Genomic DNA, 24,586 nt, shown 5'->3' with positions numbered 1-24,586 from the left:
TTTTCAATAATCAGCTAGCTTCAATTAAACGGTCGAAACTCTGGAACACCTCTTCACACTTCATCACACGACCGTGACCTTGGCCTTGAGTCGTCACTAATTCAACCCGTGCCATCTCACTCGCTGCTTGCGCAGAGACACTGTGCTTAGTGAACTTGTCTTGCTCATCATGAACAATGATGGTTTTTGCTTCGCGCTCTGCAAGACGCTTTTCTGGGTCAATCGACTGCAGTGGATAGCCAAACTGGTCCTCAACCTCAGACACCACCGCTTTGAATAACTTCATGGAGTATCCTGAGCGTGCAATGCTACCAAACAGGTTTTCTACATAATTCAGAACCGGAGCTATCAACAAAAGAGGTTTGTTCTCTAGTTTACTGTGGCGACATTCCAGCGCCGACGCAGTGCCCATGCTGTGCCCAACTAAACCTGCTACGTCTTCCACCGAATCCAATACATCCTCTAGGCCACGAACAAACGCAGGGATGTGTCCGTACTGACCATCACTCTCACCATGTGCAGGATGGTCGTATGCTAATGCGGTGTAACCAGATGCCGCAATGTGCTCCATCAACGGATAGAACTGACTGGCAGTTCCAGACCAACCGTGAGTAAGAATCCATACCGGACCGCTTCCAAGCTGATAGATTTTAATTGCCCCGGCATGACCTTGGATTTCACTTTTGATCAGTCCCTGTGGCTCAGCGTTTTTTGGCTGAGTACGCGCAGGAGTAAGCAGCAATTTACGCGCGGTATTTTTTGCGTGTGAGGGCGCTAGCGTGTGATGTAAACGCGTACTGATGTTGATCAGACTGCGCTTAACACTGAACTTCTGCGAAGTATTGAAGTAAATTTTCTCACTCATGATCGTTTCCTTAGCTACCAGCTTTGCACAAAATAGAACGGTCGTGCTTTTTAAGCTGATAAGAAAGAGCGCTCTGTGTCGCCCTTTGTTATGAATCTCTTACTATGCCCGTTACCGCGGGGCTAGCGCTTCCATCGACTAAACAAGTTATCGATGCCTTGCCAGAACAATCTCTGGCTCTCTTCTTCCCCTTTGATCGAGTAAAATACGTGTGCACTTAAGTACTGCCCGTATAGATCAAAGGTCGCTTGTCGCGTGTCTAAGTCCGCCACAAACTCTTGGTTTTCTTTGCCTTTCTTGATCTGAATTTCTAGGTAATTCAACCAAGTATCAATTGATTTACGCAATGCTGCTTGCAACGCACAACCTTCTTCTGCGGTGTCGTTCCAAGCATCGAGGAACATGCAACTGCCTTGAAAAGAGTGGTTCCACGTCATCCAAGTGTCTAGTAAGCCACGTACTTTACGTTCAATATTGCTATCACCTAACTCACGTGCAGGCGCAATCACACGCTCAGCAAATACTAGATTGGCGTGTTCCAATACTGACAGCTGAAGATTTAACTTCGAGTTAAAGTGAGCAAATAAACCACTTTTCGACATCCCGCACTGCTTCGCTAACTCACCAATGGTAAGACTTTCCAATCCATTTTCGCTCGCCAGTTGGAATGCACGTTGCAGAATAAGTTCTTTGGTTACTTTTCCTTTTTTCATAACTGCATTTTTAGCACGACCGTACTTTTTTGCAATGTTAAGTTTACTGGTCAAACCAACCATCATGATCAGACACAGCCTCGATCTCAATACATTGAAAGAAGTAATGAATCTTGATTTTAGAAATTAGAGATGGGTCTGAATTTCGCAAACTGGTTGCCGTCAATTGCACATGAGTTGATTTTTTACCGCGAGAACTGAATCGTTAACTGCTAATTTCGCAGCGATTTTTCACTTTTTTAGGTAAGCACTTATGGCAACAACAAAGAAAATTGCCAGTTTAGAATTTGCCCGCATCATCGCAATGTTTGCGATCATTGGGCTTCACTGTCAGATGGCTCTCACGTATTGGCAATGGGATGAAGTACCTTGGGTTGGGTACATGCTTAACCAATTGGCTCGCTTTGCTGTACCACTGTTTTTTCTCATCTCCGGATATCTACTCCAGCCTAAACTCAGCACAAATCCCGTTGAGACACTGAAAAACTACGCCAAGCCTCTGCTCAAAATATGGCTGATTTGGAGTCTGATTTGTCTGTTAATGCCGTTTCGCTGGCAAGTAGTTGCAGAAGCAGGTTACCTCGTCGAGCGACAGGGTTATTGGGGTTACCTGATGTCGAACCCAGTGAACTCGCTCTTAGAAGGTGGCTTGGTGCATTTGTGGTTCATTCCTGCACTTGTCATCGCCGTGGCTATTATTGCGTTGCTGGTTCGCATTAACATGGTACAACTGTTGCTTCCTGCGGCGGTATTACTTTACGTCTACGGTGTGTTTGCAGGCAGCTACGTCACACTCACTGAACTACCAACGCCCTTCTTTACACGTAATGGTCCGTTCTTCAGTACTTTATTGGTGGTGCTTGGTTACTTAGCAAGACAACATCAGTGGCAATGGTCGCGCAATAACACCATTCGCTTAATACTGATCGGTATGGCACTGCATTTTGGCGAAGCCTATTACCTTATGAATTATGAAATCGCATTTAACTCACACGACTTCTTGTTTGGTACCGTAATTTGGTCGTTGGGTGCATTCATGTGGCTTCTTGCTCACCCAAACTTCGGCAATATGCCATGGGTATTTAAATGGTCACCGAGTATTCTAGGCATCTACGTGAGCCACCTATTGGTGATCATCATCATGATGAACATCGCAGGTATGTTGGGGCTAGAAAACCTAGCTAAAGACGCCTTTATTTACCCAGCAACGATTGTGGTCACTCTGCTCCTTGTGAAAGGCATCGAAGCCACTCCACTGAAAAAACTATTGCTGCGCTAAATCCATTCAGCACTATGTATGGCTTGCTCTAACACTTTGGGGTTAAAGCAAGCCTCTCAAAAATGAGAGCTCTCTCTCACTCGCCAACATTATCACTTCTAATGCTACGTAATTTGCTTTCACTCACAAAAAACATTGTTCATTTACTTTAGATTTATTCGACATCAACAAAATGCTCATTAAACGGAGGCGGTATGTGGGCAGGTCAAGGACTCGTTCCTTTTTTAGAAATTAGCCATTGGCTAACTTACGGTTTATACGCTGCAGTATTCCTATTTGGCGCTGCAAGTATTGCGTCACTCAGAAAGTAGTGGCGCAAGCTACATCAATTCAAAACTCCTACCGTTAATTCGAGCTTTCTCACACTTAACTTATTAATTTGTGGCTAAAATTTCTCCAGTCAGACAAGGAGAAATGTCTATGTCAATCTATCCAATTGTCGCTTTCTGCTGCTTACTCTTTTCAAGCCCCAGTTTTGCAGCGTCCACCAGTGACCTCAACCTCGTCAATTCTGCCGTCGGCTATGCCGCACTGATTCTCTTCACCATTGCTTACATTCTGGTGATGCTGGAAGAATACCTGCATATGCGAAAATCCAAACCAGTACTGCTCGCCGCGGGATTAATCTGGATTTTGATTGGGTACACCTTTGCCCAACACAACCAAGCTGACGTCGCTAAAGCCGCACTGGAACACAACCTTCTGGAATACGCCGAACTTTTATTGTTCCTACTAGTAGCGATGACTTACATCAATGCAATGGAAGAGCGGAGGCTGTTTGATGCTCTGCAAGCATGGATGGTCGGTAAAGGTTTCGATTTCAAACAGCTATTTTGGCTTACAGGCGGCTTGGCATTTGTCATTTCACCTATCGCGGATAACTTAACCACGGCCCTGTTAATGTGTGCGGTGGTGATGAAAGTTTCTGGCGATAATCCAAGGTTTGTGAACCTTGCCTGTATTAACATCGTCATTGCGGCGAACGCTGGCGGCGCATTCAGTCCATTTGGTGATATAACGACCCTGATGGTTTGGCAGGCAGGACACGTCAGTTTTGCTGAATTTATGCCGTTGTTTGTTCCGTCATTGATCAACTACGTCATTCCTGCGTTCATCATGTCGTTGTTTGTACCAAACACTAAGCCAGATACGGTCCATGAACATATTGAATTGAAACGTGGAGCAAGACGAATTGTAGGCTTGTTTATCCTCACTATCGCGACGGCGGTATCTTTCCACGCAGTACTTCACTTCCCGCCAGTAATCGGAATGATGATGGGCTTGGCGTACCTGCAGTTTTTCGGTTATTTCCTGCGTCGAACACTAAAACATTCACTTGCTAAAAAAGCGGCCGAAGCGATTGCCAATGGCGATGATTATGCCTTAAAGCGTTTAGGTTCAGTGGTGCCGTTTGATGTATTCCACCGTGTATCACGTGCAGAGTGGGATACTTTACTGTTCTTCTATGGTGTCGTCATGTGTGTCGGCGGTTTGAGTTTGCTCGGTTATCTTGGGTTAGTTTCCAACGTGATGTACACCGAATGGAGCCCAATCTGGGCTAACGTCATGGTGGGGATTCTCTCTGCTATCGTGGATAACATTCCAGTGATGTTTGCTGTATTAACGATGGAGCCAACCATGTCGATGGGGAACTGGCTGTTAGTCACGCTGACTGCAGGCGTGGGTGGTAGCTTGCTTTCGATTGGTTCAGCGGCTGGCGTGGCATTAATGGGGGCAGCAAGGGGACAATACACCTTCTTTGGCCATTTAAAATGGGCACCGGTGATTGCGCTAGGTTATGCCGCAAGTATTGCGGCGCACCTTTGGATGAATGGCAGTTTGTTCACTTAACCTACCTTGATCAATATTGAATATTCTTACCGGTCTGATGGGTGGTTCACGCCATCCATCACCTCAATACCTCCCAGCTCATAAGGATTTACATCCTCTAAGCAACCAACGTTATAACCGTATTCACTCGGGTCAGAACGGCGCTGATGATGCGTGTAGATACCGCATTCACCACAGAAAAAATGCTTAGCCGTGCTGGTATTAAACTGATACAGCTTGAGTGCCTCCTCACCTTGGATGATGCGAATCCCATTCAAAGGTACTGATGCCACAATCGCGCCACGACGTCGGCACATAGAACAATCACAACGTCTAGGCTTCTCGATTCCATTTGGTAATGACAGTTCGATTTGTACTTTTCCGCAATGACAAGAGAGCTTATGCAAAGGCTGAATTGTGGTACTACCCACTTGTTTAATCATGACTTTTCCTTGTTGCTTCAGTGTTCATCTAGCTTAATGTGTAAAGTCTGTTAAACAGTTAACATCCGCGCAATCTAGGTCAAAAACTCGACATCAATCACTTTTCACGACATTTTATTCATCGATTTATCACTATTTGGTTGGCGTTTTGCCAACCGCATCCGTTTTGGTTGTGCGCTTGCAGTTAAAACGGTTTTAAAACCAAGGAAAATACTTTTATGGATAAAGATCATAGCCTTAGAGAGAACCTCTTGGCTCTGACGCTCGGTAGTGCGTTGGTGTCACTTGGAGTTATCTTTTTTAGCAAAGTGGGACTGCTGACAGGTGGCACTGCTGGTCTTGCTATCTTCCTCACTAAAGTGAGTGATTTTAGCTTTGGTCAGATCTTCTTTGCACTGAACCTACCTTTCTACATTTTGTCTGTGATGCGCATGGGTTGGCGTTTTACCATCAACACTTTTATTGCGGTTTCGATCGTGTCCTTTGCGGTAGACCACCTGCACCATGTGATTGAAATTTCTCGTATTGAACCCGTTTACGCCGCCCTCCTCGGTGGAGGCCTGATTGGTATGGGAATGCTGGTAATTTTCCGCCACAAGATGAGCTTGGGCGGTTTCAACATACTGGCACTTTACCTTCAGGAACGCTTTGGCATTCGTGCAGGCAAAGTTCAAATGGCGCTCGACTGCACCATCGTGGTGATGTCTCTATTTATCGTCGATATTCACTTGATCGCCCTATCTATACTTGGCGCGGTGGCGACCAACTTAATCTTGGCAATGAACCACAAACCAGGGCGATATCAGCCAACGCCACAATCGGCATAATCTTCTAACACATGACAAAAACCAAAGCCCCGAGATAAATTCTCGGGGCTTTTCCTTGTCAATAACATAAGACTACACTAGAGGCGAATTCTCACAGTATTGTTGGTCCCCTTCAGCCAGCTTGAGCTTGTTTTGTTGGCTTAAGTGATAATGCACCAGCATCAATAAATCATTCGCGTAGAAGAGCTCAAAAGCATCTTCTCCATTTTGTCGACAGATTGCCTCACAGCGATCAGCGTGCACTTTGGCTTGGAGTGGGTTTCCTGCTTTAAGTAGGCTCATGGCTAAACGATATTCTGCTCGCTCTTCTTGCATCCAACCACCAGCAACCTTCCAATTCTCAAGCGCCAATGTTGCAGCCTCTAGCATTCGCTCTACCTGCGCTTCAGAGCGCGTTTCAAGCTCTTCATATTGGCAGGCAAGGTTGTTGCCCGTAATGGCAATTGAACGTGCCAACGGCTCGGCAGTTTGGTCTGAATCTATCCCGTTGGCTGCTTTTGCTAACCATGTGCTAGCTTGCTCTAGCTCGTTCATCGCAGATAGCTCGTTGGCAATCTGAGCAAAAACGCGGCGCTGATCGACATCTTCCAAGTCAACGATATGGTCCGTCGTTTGATCCACAAAGTACTGCGCGACAATTTTGGCTCTCTGACGCACCATACACTGACTCGCTACGCCATTTTCGAGCTTATCTAAACTGGTGAGAAACTGCTTCGGGTCGTGCAGATGACCGATGGAAGTGTGCAGCATCAAGGGTAAGATGCGCTCAGCATGGTTAGTGTCTTCCACCTCACTAAGCGCTTGTTCTAATTGAGTGTATGTTTGTTGTGGCTGCGCTTCATGCTGCTGCCAACTTTGGTTTATGAATGCATCAAAATCCGTTTTGAAAGACATATCCTTATTTTCCTTTTTCATTGCTCTGGATTGCTCTTTAGCGAGCTATGCTGATTTCTGGTGTATGGAAGAGAAAGGAAGTTGCGGTGTAATCTGTTGATGCAGTTCTCCCCAGAACGATTAACAGAAAGGTACACCGCATGACTGATAATACTGTTGTTTCACTGAATACACCACAAGACCCACTTACTGAACTGATACGTCAAGGGGCTAGAGATTTGATTGCACAAGCTGTTGAAGCTGAGCTTCAACAGTTACTTGCACAACACCAGAATGTTATGGTTGACGGCAAGCAAGCTATCGTTCGCAACGGTTTCTTACCTGAGCGAACCTTGCAAACCGGTGTCGGTGATGTCGAAGTGCAAATTCCTAAGGTAAGAGATCGCTCAGGGCATGGCGTCAAATTTAATAGCAACTTGATACCACCGTATCTCAAGCGAACAAAGAGCGTTGCAACACTGCTCCCGTTACTCTATCTCAAGGGAATATCTACGGGCGATATGCTGCCTGCTCTGGAGTCTCTGCTTGGTAAGGATGCGAAAGGCCTGTCAGCCAACAGCATCTGTCGCCTCAAAGAGCGCTGGTATGCGGAGTACGAACAGTGGCGTAAGCGTGACCTCGGTAGGCGCCGCTATGTTTACATTTGGGCTGACGGTGTTTACTGTCACGTTAGGATGGACGATAAGCTCTGCTTACTCGTCATCATTGGTGTCGATGACACTGGACGCAAAGAAGTCCTTGGCGTTCTGGATGGTCATAGAGAGTCAGAAGCAAGTTGGACGGAACTCATTGAGCAGCTACGAGCGCAGGGATTACAGTTAGCACCGAAGCTCGCCATCGGAGATGGCGCGCTGGCTTCTGGAAAGCGGTTGCTAAGTGCTGGCCTCAAACGACTCAGCAACGATGCTGGGTACATAAGACGGCGAATGTGCTTAACAAGGTGCCCAAAAGCGTACAACCACGAATGAAGGAAGCACTGCAAGATATCTGGATGGCAGAGACTAGAGATGATGCTTATCACGCCTTCTCAACCTTCCAGAAGCGCTTCGAAGCCAAGTATCCAAAGGCAACCGACTGCTTGGTGAAAGATAAAGCTGAAATGCTGGCGTTCTACGATTACCCAGCAGAGCACTGGGTTCATATCAGGACAACCAACCCAATAGAATCGATGTTCGCCACAGTACGTTTACGCACGAACAAGACGAAGAACTGTGGAAACAGAAAGACTACGTTGATGATGGCCTACAAGTTAATGCGCAGTGCAGAGACGAAGTGGCGTCGTCTACGAGGTTTTGCACTCCTAGCGGATGTTGTGAAAGATGTTCGCTTCATCAATGGAGTGAAAGAAATGGAGACTCATCAACAAGCTACTGCATGATCTTCCATACACCACATTTGACAATAGCTCCTCTTTAGCTCAACAACCCTACACAAAATCGAAGCAAATAAGGTAAACCTTGCCGGATTCTGAGAATGGCCTCACTTAAAGTGGCGAGCCCTTCTCCAAAGCCAATAATCGCTGTTTGCGCTCTACCCCGCCCGCATAACCAGTGAGCTTGCCACTTTTTCCAATCACACGATGGCACGGCACCACAATCGAAATAGGATTCTTACCGTTCGCCAGTCCCACCGCTCGTACCGCCTTCGGATTGCCGATGGCATTCGCCAAGTCTTGGTAGCTCCATGTTTCACCATAAGGAATGGTCGTTAGCGCATGCCAAACTTGAGTTTGGAAATCCGTACCTGTCGCTGCAAGGGGCAAGTCAAATTCGTTACGCAGCCCCGCAAAGTATTCTTCCAATTGAGTAACAGTCTGACTGAGCACTGCATGTTGATCATCACGCTCACCCAAATCATCTGGTTTGGTGGTACACGTTTCAAACCAAATTCCGAGCAAACCTTGATCGTTAGCTTGAATGGTCACAGCGCCTAACGGACTTGGCATTACCGTATAAAGTGATTTCATGATTGATTCCATAAGTGAAAAGTCGCGTAACTGCCCCAAGGCGATGCAGTATGAGCATTCAATGACGGATAGTTTGGCATGGCTTTCTTCACCACCAAGTCTTTATCTAAAAAACAATCGGGCTGAGATTGGCCACGCAATTGCGCATAGCTCACCGTCCACGGACCAATGCCTTTTAATTCCAGCCATTGCTGCGGATCGGCTTCTGGGTTTTGCTGCATGTACTGAGCAAATCGCACGAGCGTGTCTTTACGGCTTTGCGGCATACGCAAGAAGCTAACATCGGCATTAGCAATCACTTCTGGCGTTGGAAAGTGGCGCGTATGCTGATCGCTGCTGAGTGTTTCCACTAACAAGTTAAGTTGCCCAATTGCGGCTTTGACCGACACTTGTTGACCCAACACGGCACGTACACCAGCTTCCCACGCACTCCAGACGCCCGGAATCCGAATCCCGTGGGTTTTCACCAATCCGGGCGCAATGTATTCCAGGTGCTGCTCGACGGTGCAAATATCCGCATCGAGATCGAACATTCGACGCACGCCAGACACAAGGTTTTGCAGCTTAGTAACATCTTCAATATCAAACTCTACCTCAAGGTAGCCCTCCCCTTGAGTAGCCTTGAATCGTGCATGGCAATCATCCAGCACAACATTGCGCTGGTAGGTGTTTTGCGTAACTTGCTCCATCCCCTCAATCGCACGCAGACGATAAAAATCGAGCATGTGTTGCCAGTTCAACGCGCCCCGATAAGGGAGCACGATTCGATTCGTCCCTACGCCATCAAATTCCTTTCTGCGCACTTGAGAAGGTGTCAGTTGGAGGAACTTTTGAAACGCATCGTTGAATCGTCGAGTGCTGTTAAATCCTGCGGCAAAGCCAACTTCAGTGACTGACATCGAACTCGAATGCAAGAGCTGCTTAGCAAACATCAACTGCTGATACTGCGCATATTGCTTAGGTGACATCCCCAAATATTGCTCGAACAGCATGCGCAAATAACGATCTGAGATCCCGAGACGATCGGAGAGATCCGCGAGGGACCTATGGTGCAACTCACCACGATCGATCATTTTGATCGCACGTTGAAATGTGGTTTCAACCCCCTTCCAAGCCCATGATCCTGGCGCACTGTCTGGGCGGCAACGTAAGCAAGGGCGGTATCCGGCCTTCAGTGCCTGCGTCTTGTCAGTGAAGTACTCAACGTTTTCCTCTTTGGGCAGATTGGCTGGACAAATTGGTCGACAAAAAATCCCAGTGGTTTTGACTGCAACGTAGAAACGACCGTCAAAACGGCTGTCACGTGCCATGCGCGCTTTTTGGCACTGCTCGAACGTCAACAATGTATGGGGATGGATAAGCATGATGCTGTCCTTGCTTTCGCATTGGGTGCTCTATAGAGCCGCATGTTAGGTTACAACTCAAACGGTATAACTTCATTGTAGAACGAAGGGTTACTGTAAATTAGCCATTTTCGGAACTCAATATTGAGAATTTTTGGCATTAGTAAATTTGTGCACTAAAGTTAAATCAGAACAACACAACAACGTCGGCTAAAGGGAATTGGCATGGACTTACACACGTGCGTGATTGTACTTAGAAATCACAAGGTTATTACCAGTAAATCAGTCGAGCACTCTATAGGGATTATTGAGCGCGACTCTGATAACGAGATTTCAGAAATTCAAATCAATGCGTCGGATGGTGTGAGTATACGCACCTACCACTACCATAGCGTAGAGGACTCGCTTGAAAGCTTAATGAACCTTTAAACACTCCTTTCTCCCTTGTTAATCGTAAAAACAAAAGAGCACAGAAATGTGCTCTTTTTTTGCTCAGCATTTACGACATTCTTATTTCAAAATACAAAACACGCTCGGAAAGTTATTCGAAAATTTGCGACTTCCATAAACAAAAACACCATAGTACCGAACAATAAACAGATCCTAAAAACAGCCTAAAACTCTGTATTTGTTACGTTAAAAATGTTCCATCAAATTTCTCGAACGAGAGCATCAAATTGTCCCGATTTTTTCTTCTGAACCCACGACCTAAACTTGCTCCAACAACAAAGGGGCGATCACCCCAAATAAGTAGAGTTTCCGAGGAAGGATAAAATCATGAAAGCACTGCTACACAAAATCACGACTTCAAATGCAGGTTACAGCGCACTCACCCTTCGCATTCCGGTTGGCATTATCTTTATGGCGCACGGTGCACAAAAACTTTTCGGCTGGTTTGGCCGATACGGCCTTGAAGCAACAGGTCAGTGGATGGCATCGGTCGGTTTAGGCCCAGGCATGTTGATGGCACTCCTTGCGGGCAGCGCAGAATTCTTTGGCGGCTTATTCATCTTGCTTGGTCTTCTAACTCGACCAGCGGCTGTGGCTCTAGCATTCACCATGGTGATTGCGATTTTCTCGGTTCATTTCGAGAATGGTTTGTTCATGTCGAACAACGGTTACGAATTTGGTCTCGCATTACTGGCAGCTTGTGTTTCTCTCGCATTTTCTGGCGCAGGCAAAGCGGCACTGGATGGCACACTTCATCAAAAACTGGCGTAAAGCAGGTTCTTCATGAGCCTAAATTCTGCCATGACTCTCGCTTCAAGCATCACGCTGAATTTATAAACATCTGTAAATTTACGCAAACCAATACAGAAAGCCCCTTGGTTTATACCAAAGGGCTTTCGTTTAAATTTGCACTGGATCGCAAAAGCAGAAATTACTCGTCTGCCGGAATGTCCGCAATTTGCTGCAAGCTGTACGCCGTTAACGGGTCAATCTCTTTCACGATTTCTTCAACCTGCTTAATCGCTTCTACAGACGTGCTGGCTTTGCGATAGCTCAAATAGATAGGACGGTACCAATCTTCTACGCCAGATACCTTGTGAAGCTGCCCGCTTGCAATGAACGGCTCAACCAGAGACACCGGTAGGTAAGCACTGCCGCCCTTCTCCAAAACGAAGTCTAACGCAATACGCGCGGTAGAAGTGCGAAGGTAAGGCGCAGGGATTTTAGGGTGGCGCTCTGCATGCTCAGACGCAAAGCGTGTGCCCCAATCTACGTAAACGTATTTCTGCTCAAATACGGTTTCTAAACAATCTGGCTTAGTTGAAACCAACACAAGCACCACATCAGCGACTTTTTTACAGTTCAGCTCATCCGCTTTGATTTGGTCGAAAGCAAACGCCATATCTAGCGTGCGCTCAAGTAGGCTGCGGCTTAGCATCTCACGGCCCATGACTTCCGCCATAAAGCCATAACCGCCGAAAGAGTCAGTAACAACACTTAGACAGTTTTGTAAGTAAGCATCCCAAATGTTTGGCGTTCCCCCCATGGTCAGCTGTAACGCTTTACCATCTTCGAGGGATAATTCGAGCTTGGCTTGCTGCAAAGTGGTAACCATCACCTCTGCATAGCCTATTAAACGCTCACCTGCGGAGGTCAACTTTATGTTATTTCGATCACGAATAAACAACTGCGTATCGAAATAACTTTCCAATTGTTTGATGCGTGCGCTCACCGCAGCTTGTGTAATATACAAGTTCTCAGCAGCTCGTCCGAAGTGACGAACCTTTGCCAGCTCTAAAAATGTTCGAAAGACCTTTACATCCATAAACCATCTCCTGGTCAATATAAAACCAGATTAACAACTAATTAAAATTTTGACGACAAAAAAGTTTTGTTTTTCTTTTGTTAGCTTTGCGCCTAATTTTCGCCGTAATTCATCACATTCATCAATAACGGTTACAGAGGCTGTTGATATGTCTGACACTGAATTTCGTCATGGCAAAAAACGTTTTTACGACAACGTAAAATTCCCACGCGGCTTTGCAAAGTCTGGCGATTTTACTCTTTCAGAAGAGGAAATCCTAACAATTTATGGGGATACTATGCTTGGCTTAGAGTCAGGCGAGTTGACACCTGAGAACAGCGAAGAAAAACACTTCGTAAAAGTTCTCGAAAACCCAGGCAAAGCGAAAACTAAGATCGAGCGCACTTGGCTAAAATACGTACAGCTAGCTCGTGGTCGCAAGCGCTTCCACACGCTAAATGGACGTAACAAACAAGAAGCGACAGATGATTATGCGGAAGAGAGCCTAGCAGAAGACGATTAATCGAATAGCCGAGTTATAATGCTTGGCTAAGCCGCCAAAAAATACAACTTGGTGGTGTTGCAAAACCATTTCTTTTCCAAAAGCCCGAAGGTGACCATTCCTAAGGGCTTTTCATTTTTTCCGAACAACTATTTGGCGAGCGATTATTTCGCCAACATGGCTACCTTCTTCAAGAAGCTGTCTTTCAGATGCTCTTGGTCATATTCCAAATGATAGGTGTTGTGGAACCCCACCGTAAGCTCCACACCATTGCCTCTCAGAAACACGTTATAGCCATCGTAATCAGAATAGGCCTCTATCCCTTCATACATCTTGCCAAACTCAGTAGGCGTGCCGTTGTTCATCACACATTCGTATGCTTGGAGCACTTTGGTTGCGTCTAATTCGTTTTTCATTGCGATTCCCTCAGCAATAAACACACTTAAAGTATGGATAAGGAAGAAACGCCGTGCCACACCATAGATTGCGTGAGATCATAACTTCGGCATTTTTCTTCCCTTTCTCCTACGTAACTCCATTCAATTCGGCTCGCTCGTTCAGCCAAAAAACTTAATTTCAGTCATAAATTTTACATGCTAATCAACTAGGCTTGCTTCACGGCTTTGCATAGATTCAACTCGAAGCAAACGTAAAAATCGCCCAGAAAAGCAACATTGGTTAAAGAAAAAGCAAATTTTTGACCTAAAACAATAGCAGTTCAACATTACTTATTTTATAATGCGAATTAATGTTTCAGAACATCTTAAATTCCAATAACTAGGGGCACAAAATGAGACTTATCCCGTTAGCTCAAGCAGCACAAGTAGGCAAGTGGGCAGCAGCACACATCGCTAAGCGCATCAACGACTTCAAACCAACTGCTGAGCGTCCGTTCGTTCTGGGTCTACCTACAGGTGGCACTCCTCTAGCAACTTACAAAGCATTGATCGAACTTTACCAAGCTGGTGAAGTGAGCTTCGAACACGTTGTGACTTTCAACATGGACGAATACATCGGTATCCCTGCGGATCACCCAGAATCATACCGTTCATTCATGTACACCAACTTCTTCAACCACGTAAACATCCAAGAAGCGAACATCAACCTTCTTAACGGTAACGCGGAAGATCACGAAGCGGAATGCCAACGCTACGAAGACAAAATCAAGTCTTACGGCAAGATCAACCTGTTCATGGGCGGCGTAGGTAACGACGGTCACATCGCATTCAACGAGCCAGCATCTTCTCTGTCTTCTCGCACTCGCATCAAGACACTAACTGAAGACACTCGTATCGCGAACTCTCGTTTCTTCGATGGCGACATCAACCAAGTTCCTAAGTACGCACTAACTATCGGTGTTGGCACACTACTAGACGCTCAAGAAGTGATGATCCTAGTAACAGGTCACAACAAAGCACTTGCTCTACAAGCAGCGGTAGAAGGCAGCGTGAACCATCTATGGACGGTTTCTGCACTTCAACTACACCCTAAAGCAGTGATCGTTTGTGATGAGCCTTCACAACAAGAGCTTAAAGTGAAGACAGTTAAGTACTTCTCTGAGCTAGAAGCGGAAAACATCAAAGGTTTCTAATCCTTCGGATAACAACCAAAGATAAACGCTGAATACACAAAACCCGTGAGTCATCACGGGTTTTTTCGTTTTTAAAGACTGGCAGGTTTGAAGGTGTAGGAATTTAAACAACCGTTAGCGAGGCGTTTAATAAGCTTGAATACCAAACTGGCGCAGACGTTTCGGCAATACCTCATCGAGCTTATCTAACTCACTCGGTTCGACCTCAATGAGGTTGAAGTTATGCTGCTCGTAAACTGCACGAATCTTCTCTCGCTCCGCTTCTAACATCTCGCCAGAATCGCTGCCCCAAAACTGCAAATAGACTTTGCCGCCTGGTAGGTAGAAATCGCTTGTCACGTCTTGGTCGATCGGCAGTTGGCGCTCGTAAGCGTGCACTACTCCTGCCAAGTACAGCCAGTTATCGATCAGAAGCTCCCCTTTAGAACGAACGTAGTGTCCGTCCAATGTGCGGTGCTTGGCTTCAAACTTCTGGCGAAAACTAGAAAACGACTTATCTGTGGAATGGGACTCGGCATCTTGACCTAAAAACTCAATCACAGACTGCTTGAGACGCTTGTTACGCAGCACTACGTCGTGCCACACCACAAAGGTGTTCTGAGACTCTTTATCGGCTCTCTGTTGACCACCAGCGCGAATTCCGGCTTCGGTTAAACTCCAACCTTCTTCGGATTTGCTGATCCAGCCTAATTCACTTAACAGCTGGTTCATGCGCTTGGCATTGAGCTTCAGCTTCTCGCCCAACTGGGTTGCGCTGTAAGTTTTTCCAGACGTTGCGGCAAGCTCGATGTGCAAGTTGGTCGGCCAAACAATGAACTGCCCGAATTTAGGGTGATCGACATACTCACCGCCAAACTTGGCGCCCTCTTCGGTCAAAATCCATTTCTCGTCTTGGCGAACGATGTAACCAGCGCGTTTGAGATCCGCAAACAGCAGCTTAGCTTCCATCTGACGCATTTTTGCCAGCGCCGACGTCGATATTTTTTCAGACACGATTCATGCCTCCTGCTACTGTTTGAAATAAGATGATGACTTGGATATTAACGCATTGATTTCATTGCTTGAAGTAAGAATAGTTGGGATTTTCTATCCACAACAAAAAAGGAGCACTTTGGCTCCTTTCTCTACATCGAATTGAATCGGCTTAATTATTCGCGAGTTTGGCAAATTTGCTGTAGGTGCTGATTTTGCCATTGATGTACTCGATACCACTGTGCACATTGTTTTCTGTATGACCAACAATTTGGTATTCGACGATGAATTCACCGCTGATGACTTTGATGAACAAGAAGCCGTCGCTGACCTTCCATAAGCCCTGTAAACCACGCTCACTGAACAAGTCTTTTTCCATCAGCGTACCATTTGGTTTGAGCTCTAAAATCGATGAGAAACCGTCGACGTTCACTTTTACCCAAGGCTGTTGATGCACTTCGTAGCTGAGGATTTTGCGGCGTGTTTTCGCCCACTCACGCAGTTCTTGCTCTTGCGCTGGGGTAAGAATTGGCAGGTCTTCCATCTCCAATAGGGTGTGATGTTTTTCGTACCAGAAAAGTTGCAGATGGAGTAATTTCATTCAGATTAACAGGGTTTCATAACGACAAAGCGCAACTTTGCGCCAACCCTGATGGTAAGTCAACCAATGAAACGAAAGAGTGCAGTTTTCACGAGGGTCAAAAACTGCACGTTCCCACGATGGGAAAACGGTGCCCAATAACGAGCACCGGAGCATGTAAGTGTCTATACGACCCAGAAAGAATTATGCGGCAAACAACCTTGGTAATTCCGCATGATCACACGCTTGATTTAAGCGCTGTTGGGCGGTTTGAATGTGCGCACGCCAATGTTCATCTTGCGCCCACATCTCAATCACCAGTGGCACGACGCAGTCTGTCTCTTTGAGTGTGCGGAAGATGGCATCGAAGTTCACTTCACCATCACCAATCACCAGATCGCGGAACTGACCTTTGTATTCCGGCGTCACGCGATACGTGTCTTTAAGGTGGATTTGGGTAATGTGTGGCTTACTCAATTTCAGCTCAGTACACACGTCATAGTTCCAACCAGAGATATTGCCCACGTCTGGATAAGCAGTGAAATACGGCGAATTCACTTCGCGATTGAGCACTTCGAACTTACTCAATGAGTTGAGGTAATCGGTGTCCATGATTTCAACAGCAAGCATCACACCTGCGCGCTCTGCCAGTTTCGCCGCTTCCTTCATACCTTCAATAAAACGCAAATGCGTGGCACGGTTTGCTGGCTCGTAATACACATCGTAGCCAGCTAATTGAATGGTACGGATGCCAAGTTTGTACGCCAATGCGATCGCCTTTTCCATGTGCAGCACGGCTTGCTCGCGTATCTTCGGATCAGCCGAGCCAAACGGGAACTTGCGGTGCGCGCTCAAACACATCGACTGCAATGGCATGCCATAACGTTCGCACTGGTGACGCAGGGCGTAGATCGTCTCGTCGTCCCAATCTAAGCGGCTGCGGCGCTCGTCTGATTCATCCACCGAGATCTCAAGAAAGTCGAAGCCTAATTCTTTGGTCACGCTGAGCTTTTCTTCCCAGCTCAACTCGTTCGGCAACGCTTTCTCATACAAGCCAACACGATGACGTTGTAGGTTCTGATACATGTCGCCCCCTAGTTCCAGTAACGGTCGATTTGCGCTTTTAATGCTTCTGCGGTTTCTTGCCCTTTGTCGCCCGCCAATGCACGACCTGCGATAAAGGTTTTCGCTTTGATGCCTTCGAACAGGTAGATGTCTTCTGGCACGATACCGCCCGTGATAGAGAGCTCGATACCTAGCTCAGAGAGTTGACGCATCTTGTTGATGTCAGCATCTGTCCAGCCAATCCCTGCCAACTCTGCATCGCGAGAACGGTGGTAAATCGCTTGAGTGATACCGAGATCCACCCACGCTTGCGCATCTTCCATCGTCCAGTTGCCGTAGATTTCGATTTGGATTTCGCCACTAAATTCATCCGCCACTTTCTTACACGCTTCGATGGTCGCAATGTGCGCTGCGGCTGAGACCGTAATCCAGTCAGCGCCAGCTTCAAACGCCATGCGAGACAAAATAGCGCCGCCATCAGTGGTCTTCATATCGCACACTAGAATATGGTCTGGGTGGTTCTTACGCAGTGTTGAGACCGCATTCATCCCTTCTGCGAACGCGAGAATGGTGCCCACTTCAATCACATCAACATAGCTGTGTACATTGCTTGCAACCGCCACGGCGTCAGTTAGGTTAGTTTGGTCTAGAGCGATTTGAATCATTGGTTTGGTCATGATGCTTATCCTTGAATTTTTTCACGTATCAGACGAGCTAAGCCGTCGTTATTGTTATCGGTTTCGCACACCAAACGGGCGCTTGAGCGTACCGTCTCGTCTGCGTTATTCATGGCAACACCTAATCCGGCGTAACGGAGCATGGAAATATCATTGTGGTTATCGCCCACGGCAATGACATGATTCGGGTGATAACCCAGCTCAGAAACGTATTCCGCCAGTCTTAAGCCTTTGCTGTTGCCTTTTGCTGCGAAGTCGATGCGATTCGACCACGAGCGTTCGCCGTTGAATTTCTCTTTCACCCATGGGTTTTCAATTAAGCGTTCTACCGAGCTTGGTAAGCCTTCCACCACGAATTTCCACACGAACTCGGTATTACGCACTTCTTCACTGAACGAGTCGATTTTGTAGATCTTCGGTTGAAGGTGCTCAGGCGCGGTTTTCGCCCACTTTTCCAACGCTTCCATGTAGTGAATTGGGTTGTAGTTTGAGTACGTCATGGCATCGGTTACGTACATCACCATCTTGACCTGAAACTCCTTCGCCAAGGCGATGAACGTCAGCGCGTCTTCCTTATCGATGGAGTTGTGCTTGAGCACTCGGTCATTGTGGTAGTCATAAACATAAGTGCCGTTACAGCAGACGATAGGCGTGGTAAGACCCAACTCATCGTAATACGGACGTGCCGCAGTGTGATGGCGTCCGGTGACAATCACCACGTGACACTTCTGCTGCGCTTCTTGAATCGCTTTTTTCACCTCTGGGTGAATGCTGTGTTCATCGGTGAGGACAGTTCCGTCTAAATCTAAAGCAAGCACTTTGTACATGTCGTTACCTCTGCCCGTAGTAGGCGTTTTCACCGTGCTTACGCAGGTAGTGTTTGTCTGAAAGCTCAGGCTGGATCTTGATGCCACTGTTGAGTGAACGTGTTGCTAATGCCATGGCAGAAATCTCTTCCAATACCACTGCGTTGTGCACGGCATCATCGGCGTTAGTGCCCCAAGAGAAAGGCGCATGCCCTGCTACAATCACGCTTGGCACTGCCATTGGATCGATGCGGCGTTGACGAAACTCTTCCACTATCACTAAGCCAGTGTTCTTCTCGTACTCTTCGGCAATTTCGCGTTGTGAGAGCTTGCGAGTACATGGAATGTCGCCGTAGAAGTAGTCGGCATGAGTCGTGCCCAGCGCAGGAATATCAATCCCTGCTTGCGCCCAAATCGTTGCGCTGCGTGAGTGGGTGTGCACCACGCCGCCCACTTGTGGGAACGCTTTGTAGATCTCAATGTGGGTCGCGGTATCGCTGGATGGATTCATGTTGCCTTCCACCACATTGCCGTCTAAATCGACCACCACAATGTGCTCAGCGCGCATGCCATCGTATTCCACCCCCGACGGTTTAATCGCAATCACGCCGCGCTCGCGGTCAATCTCAGACACGTTGCCCCAGGTGAAGGTCACCAAGCCGTATTTCGGTAGTTTGAGGTTGGCTTCGAGCACACGTTGTTTCAGTTCGCTGTACATGAGTTCTCCTTAGGCAGTAACAGCCAGAGCTTCATCAATCACGTTGAATACATCGGTTTTGCTGCGGCAACGGCGAAGCTTGTCTAAATCCACGCCCGTTTCACTGTCTTCATCATCCAACACTTGGGTCACTTCCATCAGACCTTCCATGTGCTCATCGGAAGAGCTGCCCGCTAGCGTGATTAGCACATCAACTGGCTCGTCTTCGCCTTCAAAGTAGATTGGCTCTTCTAGCGTAACCAGTGCGAAAGCAGTACGAATTACGCCGTTTTCTGGGCGTGCGTGTGGCAGTGCCAAGTTAGGCGCGATGCAGATGTAAGGACCTAACTCTTCCACGCTGCTGATGATGGCGTCGTGGTAAGAAGGCTGAATCGCACCAGAGGCAATCAACATGTCCGTACCAATCTTGATGGCTTCACGCCAATTCGACGCCTGCGCTTGCAGTTTGATTGAGTTGTTGTCGATCAGTGATTGTTTTAATCCCATTGTTCTATCTCCAGTTTGGGTGCCGTGACTTTGGCTTTCCGAAGCCCGGCACCACTGTTGTCATCCGCTGTTTGTTATTGGTTTCTTATCTCTTCATTGAGAGATATTTGGTCATGCTGTTTTATTTTGCTGGTACAAAGTTTTTATTGATGATGTCGAGTAGCTCGTCACCGAAGGAGTTAGGGTTAAGCATGTTTTGCACCCCGAGTACAAACTTGCCTTCACCTGGCTCCATCTCTGCAGACAGGTGCTTCGACGATACGATGATGTCCGTGCTCGCAAGCTTCGACTTGTAGTCCGACACTGCGCATGAGTCCATCACGTGAGGAATGCCTTTCTTCTCTAGGTATTTGCCGATCTTCATTTTCATCATCATCGATGAGCCTTGACCGTTACCACATACTGCTAGGATGCTGACTGGGCGCAGACCGTCGCTCGCTTTGATTGCTTGCTCTACCGCTTCAATCACTTCTGGCTCTTCACTGATTTCTACTGTGCCTTGCGCGTCTTCTTCAGCACGTAGCTTGCGAGAGGCGAAGAACATGTAAACCAGAGACAGACCAACAAGAACGAAGAAGAACATTTTCGATGCAGACAGACCTTGCATGATTGGTGGGAATACAAGCGCCCAGTCCGCCATGCCCATCCAGCCGTTGAATTCTGTGCCGTGTTGGCTAAATAGGTGGATAGCCCAAGCAGAACCTAGCACCTCGATGATGCCCATCACGAAACAGATCTTCATCACCGCTTTCCAGCCACCGAAGTGGTTAGCAAATACGCCGATGGTCGCGTTAGAGAAGAACATTGGAATGAAGCCAGGGATGATCATGATTGGCGCATCGAATGCCAGCATCGCCAGTACTGCAGCGAATTGACCAAGCGCACCCCACATGAAACCAAATACCATTGCGTTTGGAGAGAATGCGTAGATAGCCGCACAGTCAATCGCCAATACCGCGTTTGGAATCACGCGCTCAGAGATGCCTTTGAACGCTTCAGACAGCTCAGCAACGAACATACGTACACCGGCAACAATCACCTGAATCGCAACAGCGAATTTCAGACCCGTTTCTAAGATGTAGATAGTCCAGTGTGTGGTGCCCGCCATTTCTTGAAGGTTATCAAGACCGAATGAAAGCAAAATAATGCCGAAGAACACCGTCATCACGATCGCCGTTGCTGCGATGCTGTCGTGGAAGATATGTAGCCATTTAGGCAGTTCTAGGTGGTCAACGCTGTCGTTCTTATCACCAAGTTTTGGCGCGACTTTTGTTGCAATCCAAGACGCGACCTGTTGTTGGTGACCAATAGAGAAACCCGCCCCGCCGGTGACTTCTTCAGTTGGCTTGAACATGATGTTGGAGGAGATACCCCAGTACAGCGCCATTAACACCGCAGAGTAAATGATGGTTTCCCACATGCTTGCGCCAAGCACAAAGTAGAACACGGCAATCAGACCTGCTTGCTGGAACATGATGTGACCAGTCAGCATGATGGTGCGGATACCCGTGTAGCGGCGGAACAGTACCAAGAGGATGTTGATACCTAATGCTAATAGAACTGCGTAACCCACCCAAGAGTAGTTGTCGCCCATCGCTTCCATGGTAGACATCATGGAGGTGTAAGGGTCAATGACCGAGCCGGTTAGCCCGTGGTATTCGGAAAGTTTGGAGATCACAGGTTTGAAGCCAGCAACTAGGGTGCCCGCACCCACTTGAACCAGCATGAAACCCACGATCGTTTTGATGGAACCTTTAATGATGGTGGTGGCGTCTCTTCTCAGCAACCAATAGCCAATGCATGTTACCAAACCCAGCAGTAGTGGGGCTTTGGTCATAACTTGGCTGTAAAAAATATAGAAGATGTCGTACAAGAACTCCATATCTTTACCCCTAGAGTGTTTTTTATTTGTAATCGTATGTAGGTCAGAGTGATTCCATCTGATGTCGTAGAATCTACTCAGTTTTTGCTCACGAAATAAACTCTAACAATCAAAAGTAATCACGCAATGCTCATTTGTGATTATTTTGATATTTATCAATTTTGCCCTCCAAAAAACCCTACAAATGGTAAGCGGATCACACACAAAAATTAAATTATCAATAAATACAATTACTTATAATTTATTGTGATGAAGTTCAGATTTTCATCAGTCTTGAATTTGACAATCAAGAGCGTGATTAATAGAATCAAAACAAATCACAAGTAATCACCAAATAATCACTAGATACACATTTCGGTGAATTTGAATCAAATAGGGTGATGGGTATGAATGAAGTACAAAGACACAATGGCATTCTGTCTTTATTAGAAGAAAATCAGACGATTAACGTCTCACACATTATTAAGAGCTTTAACGTCTCTCCAGCTACGGCTCGCCGTGATATCTCTAAGCTGGATGAACTAGGCAAACTGCGCAAAGTACGCAACGGCGCAGAACGCGTCGAAGCAGAAAAGAAAAAATGGTCACCGCTGAACATCAACAGCACTGAGCATTACGAAGAAAAATCCTTGATTGCGATGCAAGCCGCTGAGCTTTGTCAGCCTGGCGACAGCGTGGTCATCAACTGCGGTTCGACCGCTTTCCTACTTGGGCAGAAGCTATGTGGGCAAGACGTGCAGATCGTCACCAACTACTTCCCATTGGCAAGCTACCTGATCAATGAAGACCATGACGATGTGATCATCATTGGCGGTCAATACAACCGTTCACAAAAACTGTTCTTAAATCCGGCGCCCAACTCGCTTGGCAGTTACGCAGGCAATTGGATGTTCACTTCGGGCAAAGGGTTAACCGAAGCCGGACTCTACAAAGCCGACATGTTAACCGCGGTGGCAGAGCAGCAAATGCTTGAGCAAATCGACAAGCTCGTCGTCGTGGTAGACAGCTCCAAAGTGGGTCACAGAACGGGCATGTTGTTCTGTCCTACCGAGAAAATCGACATTCTGATCACTGGCAAAAACGCCAACCCAGAGGTCATCAAAGCGATAGAAGCAAAAGGGACACAGGTCATACTGGTCTAACGCGCCCTAGCCTCTTTCTCAAATAAATAAAAATAATTCAGCTCAGTGCCTTAACTACAAATTAAGGCGCTCGGCTCCCTACATCCCAAATTTAATAAAAATTGTGAAACAAAAAGGTGTTGCTATGAGTAAAGTAAATGAAATCACTCGTGAATCTTGGATCCTAAATACATTCCCTGAGTGGGGTACCTGGCTGAACGAAGAGATCGAAAATACGGTGGTAGAACCAAATACATTCTCGATGTGGTGGCTAGGTTGTACAGGTATCTGGTTGAAGAGTGAGGGCAACACCAACATCTCTATCGACTTCTGGTGTGGTACGGGTAAAAAGACGCAAAAGAATGCCTTCATGAAGAACCAGCACCAAATGATGCGTATGGGCGGTGTCGAAGCGCTGCAACCAAATCTACGTACTGCTATCTTCCCGCTTGACCCATTTGCTATCAAAGAGATCGATGCTGTGATGGCTTCCCATGATCATGCTGACCATATCGACGTGAACGTCGCGGCGGCGGTACTGCAAAACTGTGGTGACCACGTGAAGTTCATCGGTCCACAAGCGTGTGTCGATTTATGGATGGGCTGGGGCGTGCCAGAAGAGCGTTGTGTGGTCGCGAAAGTGGGCGATGTACTTGAAGTCGGCGACATGAAGATCCGCGTACTGGATTCATTCGACCGCACTGCACTTGTCACGCTACCAGAGGGCACTTCTTCTTACGATAAAGAAATCCTCGACGGCATGGACAAACGCGCGGTGAACTACCTGATTGAAACCTCAGGCGGCTCGGTTTACCACTCTGGTGACTCACACTACTCGAACTACTACGCCGCACACGGCAACGAATACCAAATCGACGTGGCACTGTTGTCATTCGGTGAAAACCCACGTGGCGTGACTGACAAGATGACGTCTTCTGACATCCTACGCGCAGCAGAATCGTTGAATTGTGATGTCGTGATGCCATTCCACCACGATATTTGGGCTAACTTCCAAAACGACCCACGCGAAATCGAAGTGTTGTGGAACATGAAGAAAGACCGTCTGCAATACAAGTTCGCACCGTTCTTTTGGCAAGTTGGGGGCAAATACACCTTCCCAACCGATAAAGGTCGCATGCACTACCAACACTTCCGTGGCTTTAGCGACATCTTCAAAAACGAACCAGAATTGCCATACAAAGCGTTCTTGTAATTCCGTCGCAACGTCAGACAGCGAAAACCAAAAGGGCTCTCAATTGAGTCCTTTTTTATTGCAGAAACTTCAGATTATACAGAGCGCATTTTATGCGACGATTAACATTCGCTATCTATAAGTAGGAGAGCTTTCAGAGAGACTAACGCTCTCAAAAACCCCAGACGCTAGCGTACATCTACAAGCATTCTAATAAATGCCAACTTCGCTCTAACTTACGCTCAATATCCACAATATCCATCTAAAACCTCGAAGATAAACCACTTAAAATTTAGCTACTTAGACATCTTTAATCGACAAAAATCATTTGATGTACTGCTTACAAGTCCAATGTTAAATTGGTTTCGGTTAGTACATCCGAGTGCAATGTGTGACTGCGTTCGATGTCGCTTAAGTGTCAAATCTCCAAGGATGGAGTACCCATCAGACACTTGAGTTCCACTTGATGTATGCTCTTATTTTTAATATCAAAAAGGACTCACTAAGAGTCCTTTTTTCGTTTAGACAACCGTTAATCTCAGATAGCACGCAAACCGCGTCAAACTTCGGTTCGTCATTA

Annotated in this window: 25 protein-coding genes and 1 pseudogene; 10 read left to right on the top strand and 16 right to left on the bottom strand. The window is 46.8% G+C overall.

The annotated features are described in order from the left end of the window. Window positions 1–10: 10 nt before the first annotated feature. Window positions 11–865: an alpha/beta hydrolase gene (locus tag ITG12_RS25150; RefSeq protein ID WP_038869784.1), complete on the bottom strand. Its 855-nt coding sequence runs from the start codon at window positions 863–865 to the stop codon at window positions 11–13. Window positions 866–987: 122 nt separating this feature from the next. Next, a complete protein-coding gene (locus ITG12_RS25145; RefSeq protein ID WP_038880323.1) occupies window positions 988–1,578 on the bottom strand; it encodes a TetR/AcrR family transcriptional regulator in 591 nt (196 codons plus the stop codon). A gap of 253 nt (window positions 1,579–1,831) precedes the next feature. Between ITG12_RS25145 and ITG12_RS25140 the strand changes: the two genes are divergently transcribed. Beyond that, window positions 1,832–2,857 (top strand): acyltransferase family protein, encoded by a 1,026-nt coding sequence (locus ITG12_RS25140; protein WP_038880172.1) that lies wholly within the window; start codon window positions 1,832–1,834, stop codon window positions 2,855–2,857. A gap of 420 nt (window positions 2,858–3,277) precedes the next feature. Continuing rightward, on the top strand, window positions 3,278–4,708 hold the full coding sequence (gene nhaD, locus ITG12_RS25135; RefSeq protein WP_038869787.1) for a sodium:proton antiporter NhaD: 1,431 nt from the start codon (window positions 3,278–3,280) through the stop codon (window positions 4,706–4,708). A 26-nt stretch (window positions 4,709–4,734) separates the two neighbouring features. Here nhaD and ITG12_RS25130 read toward each other — a convergent pair whose 3' ends face one another. Further along, a complete protein-coding gene (locus tag ITG12_RS25130) occupies window positions 4,735–5,130 on the bottom strand; it encodes a GFA family protein (protein WP_038880166.1) in 396 nt (131 codons plus the stop codon). A 218-nt stretch (window positions 5,131–5,348) separates the two neighbouring features. Between ITG12_RS25130 and ITG12_RS25125 the strand changes: the two genes are divergently transcribed. After that, a complete protein-coding gene (locus ITG12_RS25125; protein WP_038880163.1) occupies window positions 5,349–5,957 on the top strand; it encodes a YitT family protein in 609 nt (202 codons plus the stop codon). 72 nt (window positions 5,958–6,029) lie between these two features. On the opposite strand, the gene ITG12_RS25120 is transcribed toward ITG12_RS25125, so the two are convergent. Next, on the bottom strand, window positions 6,030–6,851 hold the full coding sequence (locus ITG12_RS25120; protein WP_038880160.1) for a hypothetical protein: 822 nt from the start codon (window positions 6,849–6,851) through the stop codon (window positions 6,030–6,032). Window positions 6,852–6,991: 140 nt separating this feature from the next. Here ITG12_RS25120 and ITG12_RS25115 point away from each other — a divergent pair. Then, window positions 6,992–8,229 (top strand): annotated as a pseudogene (locus ITG12_RS25115) (IS256-like element ISVa19 family transposase). A gap of 105 nt (window positions 8,230–8,334) precedes the next feature. Here the strand turns inward: ITG12_RS25115 and ITG12_RS25110 are convergent. Both ITG12_RS25110 and ITG12_RS25105 read right to left on the bottom strand, forming a co-directional pair. Beyond that, window positions 8,335–8,817: a methylated-DNA--[protein]-cysteine S-methyltransferase gene (locus ITG12_RS25110; RefSeq protein WP_005434707.1), complete on the bottom strand. Its 483-nt coding sequence runs from the start codon at window positions 8,815–8,817 to the stop codon at window positions 8,335–8,337. After that, on the bottom strand, window positions 8,814–10,181 hold the full coding sequence (locus ITG12_RS25105) for an AlkA N-terminal domain-containing protein (RefSeq protein ID WP_038880157.1): 1,368 nt from the start codon (window positions 10,179–10,181) through the stop codon (window positions 8,814–8,816). Before ITG12_RS25105 ends, ITG12_RS25110 begins: the two co-directional genes overlap by 4 nt. 204 nt (window positions 10,182–10,385) lie before the next feature. Between ITG12_RS25105 and ITG12_RS25100 the strand changes: the two genes are divergently transcribed. Both ITG12_RS25100 and ITG12_RS25095 read left to right on the top strand, forming a co-directional pair. Further along, window positions 10,386–10,589 carry a hypothetical protein gene (locus ITG12_RS25100; protein ID WP_038869796.1) on the top strand — a complete coding sequence of 68 codons (204 nt, stop codon included), beginning with the start codon at window positions 10,386–10,388 and terminating at the stop codon, window positions 10,587–10,589. A 348-nt stretch (window positions 10,590–10,937) separates the two neighbouring features. After that, the gene (locus ITG12_RS25095; RefSeq protein ID WP_248874418.1) at window positions 10,938–11,381 is read left to right on the top strand and encodes a DoxX family protein; all 444 of its coding nucleotides are present in this window, start codon (window positions 10,938–10,940) and stop codon (window positions 11,379–11,381) included. 160 nt (window positions 11,382–11,541) lie between these two features. Here ITG12_RS25095 and ITG12_RS25090 read toward each other — a convergent pair whose 3' ends face one another. Continuing rightward, entirely contained in the window at window positions 11,542–12,435 is an 894-nt protein-coding gene (locus ITG12_RS25090; protein WP_038869799.1) for a LysR family transcriptional regulator, read from the bottom strand. 148 nt (window positions 12,436–12,583) lie between these two features. Between ITG12_RS25090 and ITG12_RS25085 the strand changes: the two genes are divergently transcribed. Beyond that, window positions 12,584–12,937, top strand: coding sequence for a DUF413 domain-containing protein (locus ITG12_RS25085; protein ID WP_038869800.1), 354 nt, complete (start codon window positions 12,584–12,586; stop codon window positions 12,935–12,937). Between the two features lie 143 nt (window positions 12,938–13,080). On the opposite strand, the gene ITG12_RS25080 is transcribed toward ITG12_RS25085, so the two are convergent. Further along, window positions 13,081–13,332 (bottom strand): DUF3081 domain-containing protein, encoded by a 252-nt coding sequence (locus ITG12_RS25080; protein ID WP_038880154.1) that lies wholly within the window; start codon window positions 13,330–13,332, stop codon window positions 13,081–13,083. A 374-nt stretch (window positions 13,333–13,706) separates the two neighbouring features. On the opposite strand from ITG12_RS25080, the gene nagB reads away from it, so the two are divergent. Beyond that, window positions 13,707–14,507, top strand: coding sequence for a glucosamine-6-phosphate deaminase (nagB, locus tag ITG12_RS25075; protein ID WP_038869802.1), 801 nt, complete (start codon window positions 13,707–13,709; stop codon window positions 14,505–14,507). 126 nt (window positions 14,508–14,633) lie between these two features. Here nagB and ITG12_RS25070 read toward each other — a convergent pair whose 3' ends face one another. From ITG12_RS25070 to ITG12_RS25035, 8 genes are all read right to left on the bottom strand, one after another. Beyond that, the gene (locus ITG12_RS25070) at window positions 14,634–15,500 is read right to left on the bottom strand and encodes a glycerol kinase (protein ID WP_038880151.1); all 867 of its coding nucleotides are present in this window, start codon (window positions 15,498–15,500) and stop codon (window positions 14,634–14,636) included. Window positions 15,501–15,651: 151 nt separating this feature from the next. Then, window positions 15,652–16,080 (bottom strand): hypothetical protein, encoded by a 429-nt coding sequence (locus tag ITG12_RS25065; protein ID WP_038880148.1) that lies wholly within the window; start codon window positions 16,078–16,080, stop codon window positions 15,652–15,654. 183 nt (window positions 16,081–16,263) lie between these two features. Next, a complete protein-coding gene (locus tag ITG12_RS25060; protein ID WP_038880145.1) occupies window positions 16,264–17,145 on the bottom strand; it encodes an L-ribulose-5-phosphate 3-epimerase in 882 nt (293 codons plus the stop codon). Between the two features lie 8 nt (window positions 17,146–17,153). Beyond that, the gene (locus ITG12_RS25055) at window positions 17,154–17,801 is read right to left on the bottom strand and encodes a 3-keto-L-gulonate-6-phosphate decarboxylase UlaD (protein ID WP_038880142.1); all 648 of its coding nucleotides are present in this window, start codon (window positions 17,799–17,801) and stop codon (window positions 17,154–17,156) included. Window positions 17,802–17,806: 5 nt separating this feature from the next. Continuing rightward, window positions 17,807–18,628, bottom strand: coding sequence for a Cof-type HAD-IIB family hydrolase (locus ITG12_RS25050; protein ID WP_038880139.1), 822 nt, complete (start codon window positions 18,626–18,628; stop codon window positions 17,807–17,809). Window positions 18,629–18,632: 4 nt separating this feature from the next. Further along, entirely contained in the window at window positions 18,633–19,325 is a 693-nt protein-coding gene (locus tag ITG12_RS25045) for an L-ribulose-5-phosphate 4-epimerase (RefSeq protein WP_009696581.1), read from the bottom strand. Between the two features lie 9 nt (window positions 19,326–19,334). Continuing rightward, window positions 19,335–19,811, bottom strand: a complete 477-nt coding sequence (locus tag ITG12_RS25040) for a PTS sugar transporter subunit IIA (protein WP_009696580.1) — start codon at window positions 19,809–19,811, stop codon at window positions 19,335–19,337. A 121-nt stretch (window positions 19,812–19,932) separates the two neighbouring features. After that, a complete protein-coding gene (locus ITG12_RS25035; RefSeq protein WP_005434683.1) occupies window positions 19,933–21,693 on the bottom strand; it encodes a PTS ascorbate-specific subunit IIBC in 1,761 nt (586 codons plus the stop codon). Between the two features lie 386 nt (window positions 21,694–22,079). Here ITG12_RS25035 and ulaR point away from each other — a divergent pair, with 386 nt between their 5' ends. Both ulaR and ulaG read left to right on the top strand, forming a co-directional pair. Further along, complete coding sequence (ulaR, locus tag ITG12_RS25030; RefSeq protein ID WP_038880136.1) at window positions 22,080–22,835, top strand: HTH-type transcriptional regulator UlaR; 756 nt, start codon at window positions 22,080–22,082, stop codon at window positions 22,833–22,835. 124 nt (window positions 22,836–22,959) lie between these two features. Continuing rightward, window positions 22,960–24,027, top strand: a complete 1,068-nt coding sequence (gene ulaG, locus ITG12_RS25025) for an L-ascorbate 6-phosphate lactonase (protein WP_005448892.1) — start codon at window positions 22,960–22,962, stop codon at window positions 24,025–24,027. The last annotated feature ends 559 nt before the right edge of the window (window positions 24,028–24,586 follow it).

This window comes from Vibrio sp. ED002 (genome assembly GCF_023277445.1).
Lineage (GTDB): Bacteria > Pseudomonadota > Gammaproteobacteria > Enterobacterales > Vibrionaceae > Vibrio > Vibrio jasicida.
The sequence above is the reverse complement of the archived record's forward strand: the minus strand, read 5'-3'. Positions and strand labels throughout refer to the sequence as shown.